We start from the raw sequence: 14694 nt of genomic DNA on the forward strand, positions 1-14694 counted from the left end.
GGTCTGACCAGTTTTTTTTCAACAATTCTCTAAAAGCCTCTTGACAAAAGACTTACAGTCTTAACTTGTCACCAATGATGCAGTAAGCTGCGGACTGCACACCTTACAAACAAAGTTGGTTGGTAAGTCTCGATCAAGTCAGGTGGATTGCTGGGTCAATAGTCGCATTTGGTGTGACTGTACTCCTGGCCTGGGCGACGATCGCAGGGGATCGCAAAAGTAGTGTGAGTGTGTAACCAAACTGGATAATCAAACCACAAATTTATTGCCCTTACCTAGATTTTGCTATGGCTTTTGTGCCACACACAATCCGGATCGAATCGTACTTGTCTTCATCAGCAGCAACAATTGTTTTCAGCAGTAGCTTCCAAGCTTGGAATTTAATGTTTTCTTGGAGCTTTACTATCTGATGAGATGCCATTGAATCGAACACACTAAAAATTTTTCTTTCATCATCGATCCAACTGTTGGCAAATTGGCGATAGTAGCCATTCAACTCAGTAGAAATTATCTCAAATCCCACTTTTTCACAGATAGCGCGGAAGCTCTGCAGTGTGAAGAAATACAAATGCCTTGGTACATCTAGATGCATCCATGCAATCCCTGATGACTTCAGCCCAATACAAGAGTTATTTGGTACTTCCATTACCAATTTGCCACCATCCACTCCGCAATTGCATGGCATTGCGGAGTGCAAGTAAAGGATCTCTGGTATGTTCGAGTACGTGGTTCATCACAATTATGTCGTACTGTCTAGACTTGACTTCCGGGGGCAAAGATTCAGCAGTACCATAAAATACATCAAGACCTCGCTGTTGGGCCAAAACCAAAGCTTGTCGATCGGGTTCTACACCCCAGACTTTGTGACCATCTGCTTGCAATTCTTGCAACAGGTGCCCGTTGGCGCAACCGATTTCTAATATCGAGCACGAAGCAGTCCCGAACTGTTGCTTCCACCATTTACTTGTGACATCTACTCCGCGATCAAAACGCCAAGCTAGATGGGTACGCAATTTATCGAAGAAGGAATAGAAGAGGCAGATACGAAGCCTGTAAAGTCTATATGATGAGTATAATACTCATCGATGTCGTAGAAGCTGGCGATTTTGTTGAAATCGGGCAGAGGATGAATGCATCCAAGTTGTGACTTTTCGCACCAATACAATTGAAATGACTCTTTGTTTGCAGGTCTGCGCCAATCACCGGGTATGAATAGCCACGGTTTCATACTCTCTCCCGATATCGGGCAGACGACGGTAGGGCTTAAGGACGTTTGACTTTGCATTGGAGTTTTCATTATTTAGGTACTTGACATACTCATAACCACTCGTGTTGGATGTCAAATCCAGTAATTAATTATGTGCCATTAAGAATTGCAGAATCCGAAATACAGCAGATGACTGCCCAAAAAATATTAGGTTTCGGAAACACGATTGCTGCGGCGTGGTTTTCAGCTTACATTGAATTTAAGCTAACGCATTTAACTTGCTTTGTCACTTTGCATAAAAAAACTTCACATTCTGCGATCTGGATGTGAGTAAGTTTTCATGTATTTACGAATTCAGCAATACTACAAGTATAAATTAAGTTATAAAACTGGGGAGCGATGTAGGCTGCGAGCGAGACCCATAAAAACTTTGTTGCATTTGTACCTCAATAATATTGCTGAAATCTTTTGCGAAAGCGAAGTATGAAATTTGCCATTTCATATATCTGTGGGCGCAAATATTGCGCCCGCTACTGTTCTTTGATCTGAAAATTTAGCTCCCAATTGAGTTGGGAAGCCAAACTTTTCTTGAATCTTCAGCACAAGAGCTAATTGACAAGCGTGCATTTTTATGTATTTGTAGTGAATGCCTCCTATCGATCGGCGTAAGCCCCCATCCGTTCTTTGATAAACCGGATATAAAAATGCCTGAAAGTAGACTTAATCACGCGGGGCATACCAAAGTCGATCGGCATCATTTTTTCCGGCAACTTCCAATCCAAAACCTTGAGATTTTCAGGCTGCAACAGCGGAAAATCAAGATCCTCTAAATTCGAGCACAGTCCTAATCTCATCGCCGCAGCTACAGTGGGAACCGCCGCCGGATCAGCATTAATAATTTCAACTAAAGTTCTGTCCAAAGCAAACACATCATCAGATGCGGCTAAAATTCCCAAAAACTTAGGTTCACCGCCACTTGGCCCGTTACCTTCGTGGCCGATAATGCCATCCAAAATCGTCAAATTTGGGTTAATTGCCCGGGCAGTTTCTACCAGCATTTCACCGAATCTGGCGCTATCTTTGCCAGCTTCCATGTGCCACCAAGCCTTCATTTTGCCGGGGACGCAGCCGAACAAGTTTTTCACGCCCATTGTCACGGTTAATTGAACGTGAGATTTGAGTTTGGGCAAATTAATCACTACATCCGCTTCCATTGCTTCTTTGCAAATTCGCAGATGATTGAAATCTTCGCTGACAGTTTCGTAGCGTTTTCCTTGAAACTCAACTACTGGCAAATTCAGTTCTTCCAAAAGTGGCAAATAACCGTTTGCTTTGGCTACACCCATAGCGCTACCAAAAGCTGGACTATCGCCTAAAAATGGTCTTCCTCCCGCTTCAATGACCATTTTAGCGACGCAGTAAACCAATTCTGGGCGGGTGACGCATTCTTTTGTAGGGCGAGAACCGGTGAGGAGATTGGGTTTGAGTAAAACCCGATCGCCCGATTTGACAAAAGCCGAGATTCCGCCCAAGGGTGCCAGCAAACTTTCTAAAGATGCTTGCAAGATTTGGCGATCGTATGAATTGGCCTGAATTAAACTAACAGCAGACATAATTATGAATTGATTGGTAATTGGTTATCGATCGGGAATAATCTAAATATAACGCACGCGCGGAACACCCTAAGCAGGGTGTTCCGCGCGTGCGTTACCAAGAATAATCTCAATACAAATGAACCCTAAGTATCCATCGGCAATCTGCCAACAGCAGCCCGCTGCATGGTACTAACTCGCAGCGAGTTAGAGAATACTCCTTGACCTTGCAGTTCAGGGATAGCAGGTTTAACTTCCACTTTCACCAACCGGGCAGTGCAGATAAAAACCGTTTGATCTGCTAAATGGAAAGTCAACCAAGGTTGATTTAACAAATGCAGCACTTCCTCTTGGAATTCTTGTGCAGGCATCGGAATAGTAAAGGTTTCTGCGTGACCTTCCACATAATGAAATGTCACTTGAGTCGTGTTCTCTCTATCTTGAGTTAATTTGGCAAAAGAACCTGCGCGCATAAATTTTGCTCCCAAACTTTAGACTATAAAAAAAATTCAGAATTAAATGTAAAAAAAATGAATTCTGAATTGTTTAACTTTAACCTGTGACAGTGATCGGGCAGAACTCAGAAGGTAGAAGGCAGAATTAAATCGAGTTCAGCCTTCTAGTTTCTAGCTGATTCCTGCGAGATACTATACGTTAGCAGAAGATGTTGGCATCGCACTCATTTTCTTTAAATCTAGAACTTTTGCCAAGTCTTCTGCACTCATTAAACCCTGTTCTAACACAATTTGCCGCAGAGATTTGCCAGTTTCTAGGGATGCTTTGGCGACAGCAGCGGCGTTGAGATAGCCGATGTGAGTGTTGAGGGCGGTAACGAGGGCGAGACTACCTTCAGCATAAGCAAGACACCGATCGCCCTTAGCTTCAATTTTCGCGAGGCATTGTGTAGTCAAAGCGCTGATGGTATTGCCCAAAATTTCGATGCTGTGAATGAGATTGTAGGCAATCAGGGGCATCATCACGTTCAATTCTAATTGTCCCGCTTGGGCCGCCAGGGCGATCGCGCTATCGTAACCCATAACTTGAAAACAAACCATCGATGTCATTTCTGCCATCACAGGATTGTATTTTCCCGGCATAATTGACGAACCAGGTTGCACAGGAGGCAGTTGAATTTCTTTCAAACCCGTTTTCGGCCCGGAGTCCATCAAACGCAAGTCATGGGACATTTTAACGCAATCCTGAGCGAGATTTCGCAGTGCACCGGAAACATTTACAAACGGTGCCATACTCTGCATAGCAGCCATTAAATGCTTTGCTGGTTTCAGGGGGTGGTCGATTAATTCGGAGAGAATTTCAGCAACTTTTTGACAGTATTCAGGGTGAGTATTTAACCCGGTTCCTGCCGCACTTCCCCCCAATCCCAGGGATGTCAAATCATCGGATGCCCTGTCAATTCTCAAGGTATGTTCTTTCAGAATTTGCGCCCAAGCGCCGAAGGTATCGCCGAGTCGAACCGGCACAGCATCTTGTAGGTGAGTGCGGCCTGATTTAACAATATCTTTGAATTCTTCTGCTTTATTTTCTAGGGCGACTACGGCATCCGACAAAGCCGGAAAAAGAGTTTTTTCTAACGCCAACAATCCGCCGATCCTAATCGCCGTCGGAATCACATCATTTGTCGATTGACCGTAGTTTACATGATCGTTAGGACTGATGCGCTTGTAATTGCCTTTTTCCTCGCCCATAATTTCCAAAGCGCGATTTGAAAGAACTTCATTAACATTCATGTGGTGAGAAGTTCCGGCGCCGGCTTGGTAGACATCAACTACAAATTGATCGCGCAATTTGCCAGCTAGGATTTCATCTGCTGCTTGGACAATTGCTTGACTGATGTCTTGGGGAATGCAGCCGAGTTCGCCATTGGCGATCGCCGTTGCTTTTTTAATTAAAACACAAGCCTCAACGTATGTTGATAAAGGCTTAATGCCGCTAATCGGGAAATTTTCAACTGCGCGCAGGGTTTGGATGCCGTAGTAGACATTAGATGGGATTTGTTTGTCTCCCATCGAGTCGCTTTCGGTGCGGTAGCTGATGGTTTGGTGTTCGCTCATATCGCCTTGTTTGTGATAATTGGGAATTGGGATTTTTTTTAAACGCTGCTGACTGTCACTGCTGTTTTACCGCGTCGGCGGACTCAGTAAAATACAAGTCACGATTGTAAATAATTATCTCACACTCTGAGTTAAATCTCAAAGCTCAAATTCTAAATTAAAATTATTTACCTAAGATTGTGCAATAATAGTAGTGTAATTCCGAGTTTTTTAGCTTGCATTCTTCTGTACTTCATTAGATAAAATTTTCGTGTTTAACAATAAATATTAAACCATACTTGGGGATTTTGTTACAAAAATTCAAGTTAAAATTTTCCGAAAGTTGTTATATTTGGTAGCACAAACAATTTTGCAGCAGGCGAATTGCCAAAAATTATGCCGCGTTACCAAACCATAGATGATGTTCCTACTCTCCAAGAGGCACTCGAAGGAATAATTGTTGAAGATTTAAAAAAGCTCAATGCACTGTTGTCGGGCGATCGCAAATTAACCCGCAAAGCTGACCTGGTTGCTGGGATTAAACAGCAAATGCAGGGAGAAAAACTTAAGCAAGTTTGGGCGCAATTAGACGATTTGCAAAAAGCGGCCGTAGCGGAAGTTATACATGGGTCAGGTGGTGGCTATGATGCCGATGTATTTGTAGCGAAATACGGACAACAACCAAACTGGGGAAAGAGCGATCGCTATGGATACAACCGAGAACCATCCCTACTATGCTTGTTCTTCTACGGCACTGAGATACCCTACGATCTGGAAAAAAACTTGCTGAAGTTTGTGCCAAAACCTCAAGCAACTCCCTTAAATCTGGTTGGCGATGTACTGCCAGAGAATTTTATGGTTCGTGTAGAAAAACATAACTTTCGTACATCTAAAAAAGAGGTATCCGAGTACGAACTTCCTTTGACAATTTTTGAAATGGAACGGGCAGCCCCAAAGGATTTGGAAGCAGTTTTGCGTCTGATTCAGTCGGGCAAAGTTGCCGTTAGTGAGAAAACCGCATTACCTGGTGCCACAACTCAGAAAGCGATCGCCGCCGTATTGCAAGGAGGTGATTTTTATAACGACGAACAGCGCCAAGCTACCGTGGAAAAGGGCGATATATTCTACGAGGTTGGTAACATCAAATCCTTTGCTTGGACCGCGATCGCTCAAGCGAGCAAATTCGCCGAACAATCGGGCAAAAAGCTTGTTTTGACGAAAGCGGGACAGAAAGCTTTGCAAGAATCACCTGCCAAAGGATTACAGACAGCATGGAAGCGTTGGTTAAAAACAAACTCTTTTGATGAATTTCGCCGCATTGATGCGATTAAAGGACAAACCGGCAAGGGCGCGCGCGGCATGACAGCGGTGGCGGGGCGGAGAGAGGCGATCGCCTCAAGGCTAGCAGAATGTCCTGTCGGTAAATGGGTTCTGTTTAGCGAATTTAGCAGGTATATGTTGGCAACGGGCAATCGGTTTGAAGTAACGCGCGATCCCGACAATCTCTACATTTCTGAATTTGGGTATGGTAACTTAGGATATTCGGGCAGTCACGATTGGCATATTCTGCAAGAAAGATATATGCGCTGCCTGTTGTTTGAGTATGTTGCTACCCTGGGAATAATTGATGTTGCCTATGCCGATCCGTCCCTCCTACCCAGCGATTTTGACGATCTTTGGGGAACGGACGATTTGAGATTTCTCAGCCGCTACGACGGCTTAATCTCTTTTCGCCTGACAGCTTTGGGGGCTTACTGTTTGGGATTGACTCAGAATTACACCGCGCCAGCAATTGAGTTCCGTCAAACACTCCGCGTACTACCCAATTTAGATATTGTTGTAGCAGGAGAAGGCATCGCGACATCAGATGCGATCGTCCTCGATCTCTATGCTAAAAAAGTTTCAGATGTCGTCTGGCAACTCGATCGACAAAAGCTATTTACCGCCATTGAAGCCGGATACCCGCTAGCAGAATTTAAAGAAGTTTTAGAGACAAGAAGTATCGAACCGCTACCGGAAACCGTACAGCGATTTCTGACGGATGTTACAGAACGAGCGAATAGTTTGCAAGATATAGGAACTGTCAAGTTAATCGAATGCACAAACGCCCATTTAGCAGTGTTGATTGCCAATGATTCCCGTACCAAAAAATTCTGTCAGCTAGCGGGCGATCGCACTTTGACGGTTCCATTGTCCCAGGAAACTAAGTTTCGCAACGCCCTGCGGCAAGTCGGCTACGTCTTACCCCAGCGGGATAAATAATACACCTGATACTATTAGTGTCAAAAATCACCCGAAAACCTTTTTATCTTTCGTTTATAGCTGAGTCCAGATCCCCCTAATCCCCCTTGAAAAGGGGGACTTTGAGTATTTGTACGGTGCGTCGCTGGCGATAAATCCTAAAAAAAGAGCGACAATCTCAATCGCGACGCACCTTATAACATGGACTGGAGCAAATCAACCAAACTTTTCTGTTCTAACAAACTTATTCCCTCTTCCTTCTTCCTTCTTCCCTCTTCCTTCTTCCTTCTTCCTATGACTTACGTTCCCGAAAATGCTTTAATCGTACAAAGCGATCGATCGATCTTACTAGAAGTTCACGCTCCCACAGCACAACAGGCGCGAGAAGCGATCGCCCCCTTTGCCGAATTAATCAAAAGTCCCGAACACATCCACACCTATCGCATCACGCCCCTCAGCGTGTGGAATGCGCGGGCGGCGGGAATGTTAGTTGAATTGATGATCGCAGCTTTGCGAAAGTATGCTAAATATGACATTCCTGAGTCGGTAGCGCAGGAAATCGAACTGCTTGGTACGCGCTACGGATTGACGGTAATTGAAAGGATTGATGCGGAAAATCCCGATTTACAACTGCGGATTGCCGATCGCCCGCTGACGGAGTTGCTAGTGCGGGACGATCGCGTTAAACCGCTGTTAGGTAAGCGGATTTCGGATCTTTGCTTTCAAGTCGATGCGGGGAATCGCGGTGTACTCAAACAAGCTTTGCTAGCCGTGGGTTATCCGGCGGAAGATTTGGCTGGATATGTCGAGGGTGCCGAGTTAGCAATTGCATTGCGCGATCGCACTTTAGGAAGCGATTTACCCTTTAATTTGCGTGCCTATCAAAAAGAAGCAGTAGAAGCATTCTATCAGAGCGGAGAGGTAAAAGGTGGCAGCGGTACGATCGTCCTACCGTGCGGCGCTGGTAAGACGATTGTGGGGATGATTGCGATGAGTTTGGTGCAGCAAAAAACATTGATTCTCACCAGCAGTTTGACTTCGGTACACCAGTGGCGCAGGGAAATATTAGACAAGACGAGTTTAACTGAAGATGCGATCGCCGAGTACAGCAGCAACAGCAAAAAAACGGCTTCTGTAACTCTCTCGACTTACCAAATGCTCAGTTATCGATCGAATAAAAATGATGAATTCCCGCATTTCGAGTTGTTTAACGCCCAATCGTGGGGACTGATTATTTATGATGAAGTCCATCTATTACCTGCACCGATATTTCGGATCACCGCTGAATTACAAGCACGACGCAGGTTAGGTTTAACTGCGACATTGATTCGCGAAGACGGGAAAGAAGGCGATGTCTTCACGTTGATTGGGCCCAAGCGCTATGACGTACCTTGGCGCGAATTGGAAGGACAGGGATTTATTGCCACTGCGAATTGTACGGAAATCCGCGTCGCGCAAAATGAAGCGGAAAAAATGGAATATGCCCTAGCACCCCGCCGCAGCCAGTTTCGGATTGCTGCGGAAAATCCGGGTAAGTTGGATGTGGTACAAAGTTTATTGCAAAAGGAGGCGGGACACCGTATTTTAATTATTGGTGAGTATCTCGAACAGTTGGATGCGATCGCCAAAATTACCGAATTGCCTCTGATTACGGGGAAGACAAAACAGGCAGAGCGCGATCGGTTATACGAAGCATTCCGTCACAAAGAGATTCCCGGATTAATTCTCTCTCGCGTGGGCAATTTTGCCGTCGATTTACCCGATGCCGATGTGTTGATTCAAGTATCGGGAAAGTATGGTTCTCGCCAAGAAGAAGCGCAGCGCCTCGGACGAATTCTCCGCCCTAAACCCGACGGACACAATGCCAGCTTTTATACATTAGTATCGCTACAAACTTGCGAGGAAGATTTTGCCCGACACCGCCAACTATTCCTCACCGAACAGGGCTACAACTATCGCATAGAAGTTCAAGGCGATGGTTAGTCTGCCTTGCATAATAGACCTCTTACAGTATTAACGCGCTTGTAGTTGCTTTTTTCATCTCAACAAGTTGCTACACTATTAATAACCGCATCCTCACCCACATTTATGCTTCCAACAATCATCGCCGCTATCGCTCCCTACATATCGGGAGTGCTCTCACCCATCGCCAGAAATATCGGCCACAAACTAGGAGAAGCCTTCGGAAACAACTCTCAAAAGTACCGAGATATTCTGATTCCCGCTCCCAATAACTCATCTGATTCGACTGAGATAGAGCGAGCAAAACACCGTTATTCTCAAGAAATGCTGGAATACGCGAAGGCGAAAGATACCAGAGACCGGGAATTGTTAAAGCTAACAGTAGCACAAACGGCACGTCGCATTGAGTTGCAGGAACAGGAACAGCAAGACAGACTAAAGCTGGCAGCCTTGCAGCGGGATTTGATGCGGGAATTGCAAGCAAAGGATATTCAGGTCAAGCTGGCTGAAATTCAAACGATTTGGGATAAAGATACTTGGTTTTCTAAGTTGAATCGAGAGGAAACTAAGCAGATTTTACTTCAGCAGCAACACCGCCTCTTAATCTTACTATCACCGCCCAAAATTAGCAAGCAATGCCCGGAAACATTCTGTGAAGATTTGCCAATTGAAATGAGAAGTGTCGGAGATTTTCTCAGACAGTATTATCCTCAACAGGATGTCTTACGCCCAGTTAAGTTTTATAGCGACTATTTCACAGAGTCGATTGGTGATATTGATGTGGAACGCTTGCAGCGAATTTTATCTCCGGTTCCGACTACAATTTTATATAGCGATATCAGTGATTATGCCGTAACTTTTCGCGTCGGCTTTTGGGGATTCCTCAACAATCAGGAAGTCTCCCTGTTTTCTACAAAAGTTTTTGACTGGGAAGAGACCAAAGATGCACTTTTAGCATCTGGGGTAAGTGAGAAAAAAGCCCTCCGCATGATTCGGCAGTTGATTGTGGCAATTCACAAGTTACTGGCTGGATTTTTAGCGGATTTGTATTATCTCAATATTGACCCATCCTATGAACCTCAGTTGTTTAATTTAAGGGATGAATTGGCTGAATATGGATTGGCAGAAGAATGGGTGAAACCTTATTTTGATATTCTTCAGGATATTCAGTGGCGACAGGGAGAACAGTATGAACAGCAGTTGAAAAAGCTGATGGAGCAAATAGAGGCAGAAGGTCAATCTCAAGCATCTGCCAAAGCTGAAGCCAAACGCCAACAACAAATAGAAGAATGTGCCAAAGCTGAAGTAAAAAGCCAACAACAAATAGAAGAAGCATTCACTAAAAAAGTTCAGTCATTCAAATGTGTCAAAACTCTTAATCGCGTAGGTAAGTCATCTGTTGATTGCGTAGTTGTTAGTCCAGATGGCAAGACTTTTTCTACTGATAGCAGGGGAAATTGCAGCAAACTTTGGAATTTGCATACAGGAGAGGTAATTCGTACTTTCTCTGGGCATTCAGATGCGGTTTATTGCGTTGCTATTAACCATAATGGGAAAATTTTAGCGAGTGGAAGTTATGACCAAACAATTAAGCTATGGAATCTGGAAACAGGACAAGAGATTAGCACTCTCAAGGGTCACTCAGGTTTAATTCGGTCTCTTGCTTTTAGTCCAGACGGAGAAACTCTTGTTAGCGGCAGTGGTGACCATACTATCAGACTGTGGAATCTGAAAACCAAACAGCAAATCCGCACTCTCACTGGGCATTCAAACCAGGTTTGGTCTGTTGCCATCAGCCCGGATGGACAAACTCTTGTTAGTGGCAGTTGGGACAAAACTATCAAACTGTGGAGTCTGAAAACCAGACAGGAGATTTGCACTCTCACTGGGCATTCAAAGTCGGTGTATTCTGTCGCCATCAGCCCGGATGGACGAACTCTTGCTAGTGGCAGTTGTGACAATACTATCAAGCTTTGGAATCCTAAAAAAGGAAATGAGATTTGCACTCTCACTGGGCATTCAGACTATGTTAAGTCTGTCGCCATCAGCCCGGATGGACAAACTCTTGCTAGTGGCAGTTTTGACAACACTATCAAGCTTTGGAATTTAAAAAATGGACAGACAATTCGCACTCTCATCGGACATTCAGATAAGGTTAATTCTGTCAGTTTTAGCCCAGATGGAAACACTCTGGTTAGTGGCAGTAATGATGAGAGTATCAAGATTTGGCGGTGTGATAAGTAAAGTAACATAAACAGATGAAAATTAAGGAGCAATTTGCAAACATGGCACTACAAAACTTGACTGCGTGAGAAATAAACCGATAAACGCTTAGGGAATGTAATTGAAATGTCAGAAACAATTAATTTTGAGCAAGCAGTGTTAGAGAATCTGCGACAGTTGCCAAGGGAGAAACAACAAGAATTGCTCGATTTTGCACAATTCCTGGTGCAAAAAGCGGAACAGAAAAAGCAGTTACCTAGCGAAAGTTCTGAGTCTAACAGTGCGTCAACAACCGCACCTACTCTCCAGCTATCACTTAGAGAAATTGCTAGCCTGCCAATAGCAGAACGCCATAAAATACTAGCACCATTTATACCGGCTACAGCCGAAGATTTTTTGACATATCCTGAATTAACCGAGTTTTCGGCACTCGATGGCGAAGACTGGGAGACTGAGTATGACTACTAACCCAAAACGAGGAGAGGTTTGGCTGGTACAACTTGATCCAACCCGAGGGCAAGAAATTCAGAAAACACGTCCTGCGGTTGTGATTAGTTCGGAAATGTTTAGTTCTATCGCCATGCGGATTATAATTCCTGTGGCTACATGGCAACCTAAATTTCAAAATCGCCCTTTCATGATTCTCATTCAGCGAACTGAAGAAAACTGTTTAGACGCAGACTCAGCAGGCAATGTTTTGCAAGTTCGGAGTGTAACTACTGAGCGATTTGTCAGATGTATCGGCAAAGTTTCTGAAACGGTTGTGCAAGAATTAGTAATAGGCTTAATTATCTGTGTTGATTATCGTCCATAAAATCAGGAATGTCGATCGCCCGAATTAGCTTTCTGAACATAAAACACACCAGAGGCTAGTCAGTATGGGTTGCACTGCATTCAGGTCAACAGTGGCAAACCCTCATCTAGTGGCGTTTCCTCCCTCAACCCAAACCTACCAAACTTACCCAACTATCAGCCCACTTCCAGCTTCAAAATTTACTATCCCGCAGGATGTTGATTTATTGCCACGGATCGGATTTCTTTGTGACACAATAGATTTTAGTATGAATCTATGTGAGGATTGTTCATGGCTCGTTTTAATCAAATCCTTGTCCTTAGCGCCATCAGCCTTATAGCTTTGGCTGGTTGCGACAGCGCTAAAGAAGCTTCCACTCCCCCAACTTCACCTGCCCCGGTTCCTGCTGCTACTGCTGTAAAAACTGATAAACCAGCATCGCAGGGAAACTATGCAGAATTGAGTGGTGTGGTTTCCAGTACCACAGCAGCAGTTCAGGCTGGAAACTTTGCCAAAGCGAAAACCGAATTTGACAAATTTGAGAATGCCTGGAAAAAAGTAGAAGACGGTATCAAAGCTAAAGCTCCTAAAAGCTACGATGCAGTTGAGGATACCACAGAAAAAGTGATGACTTCGCTCAAAAAGTCTCAGCCAAGTAAAGACCAAGTGCTGACTCAATTGCAGTCGCTAGAAAAGACGATCAGTAGCATTCCTAAGTCCTAAATTTCAGTGGTGAGTGCTTGATTCTAAAGTCTCAGACGCAGAAACCGAGTTTTTTAACTCCGGTAATTGGTTCAAACCTTGAATAAAAGTTAAAATACCCGGTTTCTGTGCGTCGGACTGCGTAAGTCCTGTGAGAGTTATGCGATCGGAGTTACTCAGCAACAAGCACTCAACGCTCGCTCCTTATATAACCTCAGTATTCCCAAACTTTCAACCACTATGAAGAGAGCATTTCGCAAGTACCACCGCATTCTAGGCCTTATTGTTGCTTTGCCGATCGCGCTGACTGTCTTGACTGGAATGGTGATCACAATTGTCCGAGAGTGGCCGCTCGGTATAGAAATTTCATCGAGATTATTATTGAAAATTCATACAGGTGAAATCTTCCACCTGCAAGCGATTTACCCCATTTTAAATGGATTAGGAATGATAGGCTTGCTAGTGACTGGTTTAAGTATGTCTGGTTTGTTTGGCCGGAAAAAGCAGCCCACCTCTAACGATTAAAACCACAGAGGTGAGGAACTTTGGTCGGTTATATTGTTGGACTGGCTAGAATCAGGAACGCTCTCACCTTTGAGAGTCGTGACAATATATGTAGATAACGCAGAAATATAACAAAGCTGAAGGGTAAAAATTCAATGAAACCCACTATTAATGTCGAACAAACCGTGTCAGAAAATTTGCGACTTCTGTCGATAGAAAAACAAGAGGAAGTGCTCGATTTCGTTCAATTCCTCTTGTACAAAGCCCAACAGACAAAGCAGTTTAGCATAAGTTCCGAATCTGGCACTTCGACAACAGAAACCCCGCCTCTCCAGCGCTCACTACTAGACGGCGAAGACTATTTAATTGACCCAGCTATTACGCGCAGTCATGATGCTTTTTTGAAAGGTTACGCACCCGAAGACGAAGGACTTTATGACGACTATTGAGCCTGGTGATTTTTGGGTAGCAAATATTCCCTTTACAAGCGGCGCAGGCTCTAAAAAACGCCCCATACTTTTGCTGTGGTTGGATGGCGAGGATGTGGTAGCAGCAGTCGTTACCTCTGCAAAACCCCGCAGCCAAACTGATGTATTTCTTAATGATTGGTCTGCCAGCGGTTTGCGCGTTGCTTCAACAGTACGCTTGTCTAGATTAGATTGTCTGGAAAAGTCTTTGTTGCTAGCAAAAATCGGGCAAATTTCTCAACCGGATGCAGCAGAAGTGAAACGAGTCTGGGATTTGTACGTTAAGCCTCAATTCTAACCTATAAAGGTTCTGCGTAAGTCTCGATCAGTAAACAGGTTGGGTTGAGAAACCAGGTGGCTGCGTCAGTCCAAAAAATGCGTCTGACACATTACTCAAAATTTCCATCTTCTAAAGCGCCATCCGACAAAGTATATTCATCCTCAAAAACTTCAGACCAAGCCAGTGAGGTTAATTGACATTTTTTACCCATTTCATCCTCGGCATCTTTCACCGCAACTTGAAAACATTTCTCCCAGATAGACTCAATAAAATCACGGTTTAAACTCGGCATTTCTTCTTGACTTTCTTCAATCTCTCGTCGCGCCGAACGAATACTAATAGCCCAGCTAGCAGTTCGTTTTTCAGGTTGAGATTTCCATTTAATAATATGAAGCATTAAACGAATTAACTGGCTTTTTAATGCTCGTTTTTCGGTTCTTCCCATTGCTTCAATTAAAGATTCTAAACCTGCCGTTGCTTCCATAGATTTTCCTTCTTTGAGAAGTGTCTGGACTGTGACAGCCGTTTGATAATGAGAACACACTGCTAACCAGTCCCAATCTTGTTTAGTCAGCATTGCCCTATCCTTGAAATTGCTTATATTCCTAAATTTATCATAGCGATCGCCCTCAACTCCTCCCTTCCATCCCCCAACCCCGCACAATACTTAAT

Annotated in this window: 15 protein-coding genes; 9 read left to right on the top strand and 6 right to left on the bottom strand. The window is 44.1% G+C overall.

Annotated features, from left to right (window positions below; all coding sequences use genetic code 11):
* Nucleotides 1–271: 271 nt before the first annotated feature.
* The 5 genes from Q5691_RS08775 to Q5691_RS08795 all read right to left on the bottom strand — a co-directional run bounded on the left by Q5691_RS08775 (nucleotide 272) and on the right by Q5691_RS08795 (nucleotide 4871).
* Nucleotides 272–646, bottom strand: a complete 375-nt coding sequence (locus Q5691_RS08775; RefSeq protein WP_333211214.1) for a hypothetical protein — start codon at nucleotides 644–646, stop codon at nucleotides 272–274.
* Nucleotides 630–1013, bottom strand: a complete 384-nt coding sequence (locus tag Q5691_RS08780) for a class I SAM-dependent methyltransferase (protein WP_333211213.1) — start codon at nucleotides 1011–1013, stop codon at nucleotides 630–632. The genes Q5691_RS08775 and Q5691_RS08780 overlap by 17 nt, the downstream gene beginning before the upstream one ends.
* An 847-nt stretch (nucleotides 1014–1860) precedes the next feature.
* Nucleotides 1861–2820: a DUF362 domain-containing protein gene (locus Q5691_RS08785; RefSeq protein WP_333211208.1), complete on the bottom strand. Its 960-nt coding sequence runs from the start codon at nucleotides 2818–2820 to the stop codon at nucleotides 1861–1863.
* 125 nt (nucleotides 2821–2945) lie between these two features.
* Nucleotides 2946–3272 (bottom strand): hypothetical protein, encoded by a 327-nt coding sequence (locus Q5691_RS08790; protein WP_333211206.1) that lies wholly within the window; start codon nucleotides 3270–3272, stop codon nucleotides 2946–2948.
* A gap of 174 nt (nucleotides 3273–3446) precedes the next feature.
* Entirely contained in the window at nucleotides 3447–4871 is a 1425-nt protein-coding gene (locus tag Q5691_RS08795) for an aspartate ammonia-lyase (RefSeq protein WP_333344507.1), read from the bottom strand.
* A 375-nt stretch (nucleotides 4872–5246) separates the two neighbouring features.
* Here Q5691_RS08795 and Q5691_RS08800 point away from each other — a divergent pair, with 375 nt between their 5' ends.
* The 9 genes from Q5691_RS08800 (at nucleotide 5247) to Q5691_RS08840 (ending at nucleotide 14040) form a co-directional block, all read left to right on the top strand.
* Nucleotides 5247–7112 (top strand): hypothetical protein, encoded by a 1866-nt coding sequence (locus Q5691_RS08800; protein ID WP_333344509.1) that lies wholly within the window; start codon nucleotides 5247–5249, stop codon nucleotides 7110–7112.
* A gap of 273 nt (nucleotides 7113–7385) precedes the next feature.
* Nucleotides 7386–9074: a DNA repair helicase XPB gene (locus Q5691_RS08805; RefSeq protein WP_333344511.1), complete on the top strand. Its 1689-nt coding sequence runs from the start codon at nucleotides 7386–7388 to the stop codon at nucleotides 9072–9074.
* A gap of 105 nt (nucleotides 9075–9179) precedes the next feature.
* Nucleotides 9180–11297, top strand: coding sequence for a WD40 repeat domain-containing protein (locus Q5691_RS08810; protein WP_333344513.1), 2118 nt, complete (start codon nucleotides 9180–9182; stop codon nucleotides 11295–11297).
* 105 nt (nucleotides 11298–11402) lie between these two features.
* The gene (locus tag Q5691_RS08815; protein WP_333344516.1) at nucleotides 11403–11744 is read left to right on the top strand and encodes a DUF2281 domain-containing protein; all 342 of its coding nucleotides are present in this window, start codon (nucleotides 11403–11405) and stop codon (nucleotides 11742–11744) included.
* Entirely contained in the window at nucleotides 11734–12090 is a 357-nt protein-coding gene (locus Q5691_RS08820) for a type II toxin-antitoxin system PemK/MazF family toxin (RefSeq protein WP_333344518.1), read from the top strand. The genes Q5691_RS08815 and Q5691_RS08820 overlap by 11 nt, the downstream gene beginning before the upstream one ends.
* 270 nt (nucleotides 12091–12360) lie before the next feature.
* Complete coding sequence (locus tag Q5691_RS08825) at nucleotides 12361–12792, top strand: hypothetical protein (RefSeq protein ID WP_333231301.1); 432 nt, start codon at nucleotides 12361–12363, stop codon at nucleotides 12790–12792.
* 219 nt (nucleotides 12793–13011) lie between these two features.
* Nucleotides 13012–13296 carry a peptidase gene (locus Q5691_RS08830; protein ID WP_333344520.1) on the top strand — a complete coding sequence of 95 codons (285 nt, stop codon included), beginning with the start codon at nucleotides 13012–13014 and terminating at the stop codon, nucleotides 13294–13296.
* A gap of 134 nt (nucleotides 13297–13430) precedes the next feature.
* Nucleotides 13431–13724, top strand: a complete 294-nt coding sequence (locus Q5691_RS08835; RefSeq protein WP_333344522.1) for a hypothetical protein — start codon at nucleotides 13431–13433, stop codon at nucleotides 13722–13724.
* Nucleotides 13711–14040, top strand: a complete 330-nt coding sequence (locus Q5691_RS08840) for a type II toxin-antitoxin system PemK/MazF family toxin (protein ID WP_333344524.1) — start codon at nucleotides 13711–13713, stop codon at nucleotides 14038–14040. The genes Q5691_RS08835 and Q5691_RS08840 overlap by 14 nt, the downstream gene beginning before the upstream one ends.
* 91 nt (nucleotides 14041–14131) lie before the next feature.
* Here the strand turns inward: Q5691_RS08840 and Q5691_RS08845 are convergent, their stop codons facing one another.
* On the bottom strand, nucleotides 14132–14599 hold the full coding sequence (locus Q5691_RS08845) for a DUF29 domain-containing protein (protein ID WP_333344526.1): 468 nt from the start codon (nucleotides 14597–14599) through the stop codon (nucleotides 14132–14134).
* Between the last annotated feature and the right edge of the window lie 95 nt (nucleotides 14600–14694).

Origin of the sequence: Microcoleus sp. w1-18aA5, assembly GCF_036701705.1 — a bacterium.
GTDB lineage: Bacteria > Cyanobacteriota > Cyanobacteriia > Cyanobacteriales > Microcoleaceae > Microcoleus.

What these genes read in the sequence shown, in the direction of transcription:
- Q5691_RS08775 (WP_333211214.1), bottom strand. Translation starts at nt 646, where the DNA reads ATGGAAGTACCAAATAACTCTTGTATTGGGCTGAAGTCATCAGGGATT.
- Q5691_RS08785 (WP_333211208.1), bottom strand. Translation starts at nt 2,820, where the DNA reads ATGTCTGCTGTTAGTTTAATTCAGGCCAATTCATACGATCGCCAAATC.
- Q5691_RS08790 (WP_333211206.1), bottom strand. Translation starts at nt 3,272, where the DNA reads ATGCGCGCAGGTTCTTTTGCCAAATTAACTCAAGATAGAGAGAACACG.
- Q5691_RS08795 (WP_333344507.1), bottom strand. Translation starts at nt 4,871, where the DNA reads ATGAGCGAACACCAAACCATCAGCTACCGCACCGAAAGCGACTCGATG.
- Q5691_RS08800 (WP_333344509.1), top strand. Translation starts at nt 5,247, where the DNA reads ATGCCGCGTTACCAAACCATAGATGATGTTCCTACTCTCCAAGAGGCA.
- Q5691_RS08805 (WP_333344511.1), top strand. Translation starts at nt 7,386, where the DNA reads ATGACTTACGTTCCCGAAAATGCTTTAATCGTACAAAGCGATCGATCG.
- Q5691_RS08810 (WP_333344513.1), top strand. Translation starts at nt 9,180, where the DNA reads ATGCTTCCAACAATCATCGCCGCTATCGCTCCCTACATATCGGGAGTG.
- Q5691_RS08815 (WP_333344516.1), top strand. Translation starts at nt 11,403, where the DNA reads ATGTCAGAAACAATTAATTTTGAGCAAGCAGTGTTAGAGAATCTGCGA.
- Q5691_RS08820 (WP_333344518.1), top strand. Translation starts at nt 11,734, where the DNA reads ATGACTACTAACCCAAAACGAGGAGAGGTTTGGCTGGTACAACTTGAT.
- Q5691_RS08825 (WP_333231301.1), top strand. Translation starts at nt 12,361, where the DNA reads ATGGCTCGTTTTAATCAAATCCTTGTCCTTAGCGCCATCAGCCTTATA.
- Q5691_RS08830 (WP_333344520.1), top strand. Translation starts at nt 13,012, where the DNA reads ATGAAGAGAGCATTTCGCAAGTACCACCGCATTCTAGGCCTTATTGTT.
- Q5691_RS08835 (WP_333344522.1), top strand. Translation starts at nt 13,431, where the DNA reads ATGAAACCCACTATTAATGTCGAACAAACCGTGTCAGAAAATTTGCGA.
- Q5691_RS08840 (WP_333344524.1), top strand. Translation starts at nt 13,711, where the DNA reads ATGACGACTATTGAGCCTGGTGATTTTTGGGTAGCAAATATTCCCTTT.
- Q5691_RS08845 (WP_333344526.1), bottom strand. Translation starts at nt 14,599, where the DNA reads ATGCTGACTAAACAAGATTGGGACTGGTTAGCAGTGTGTTCTCATTAT.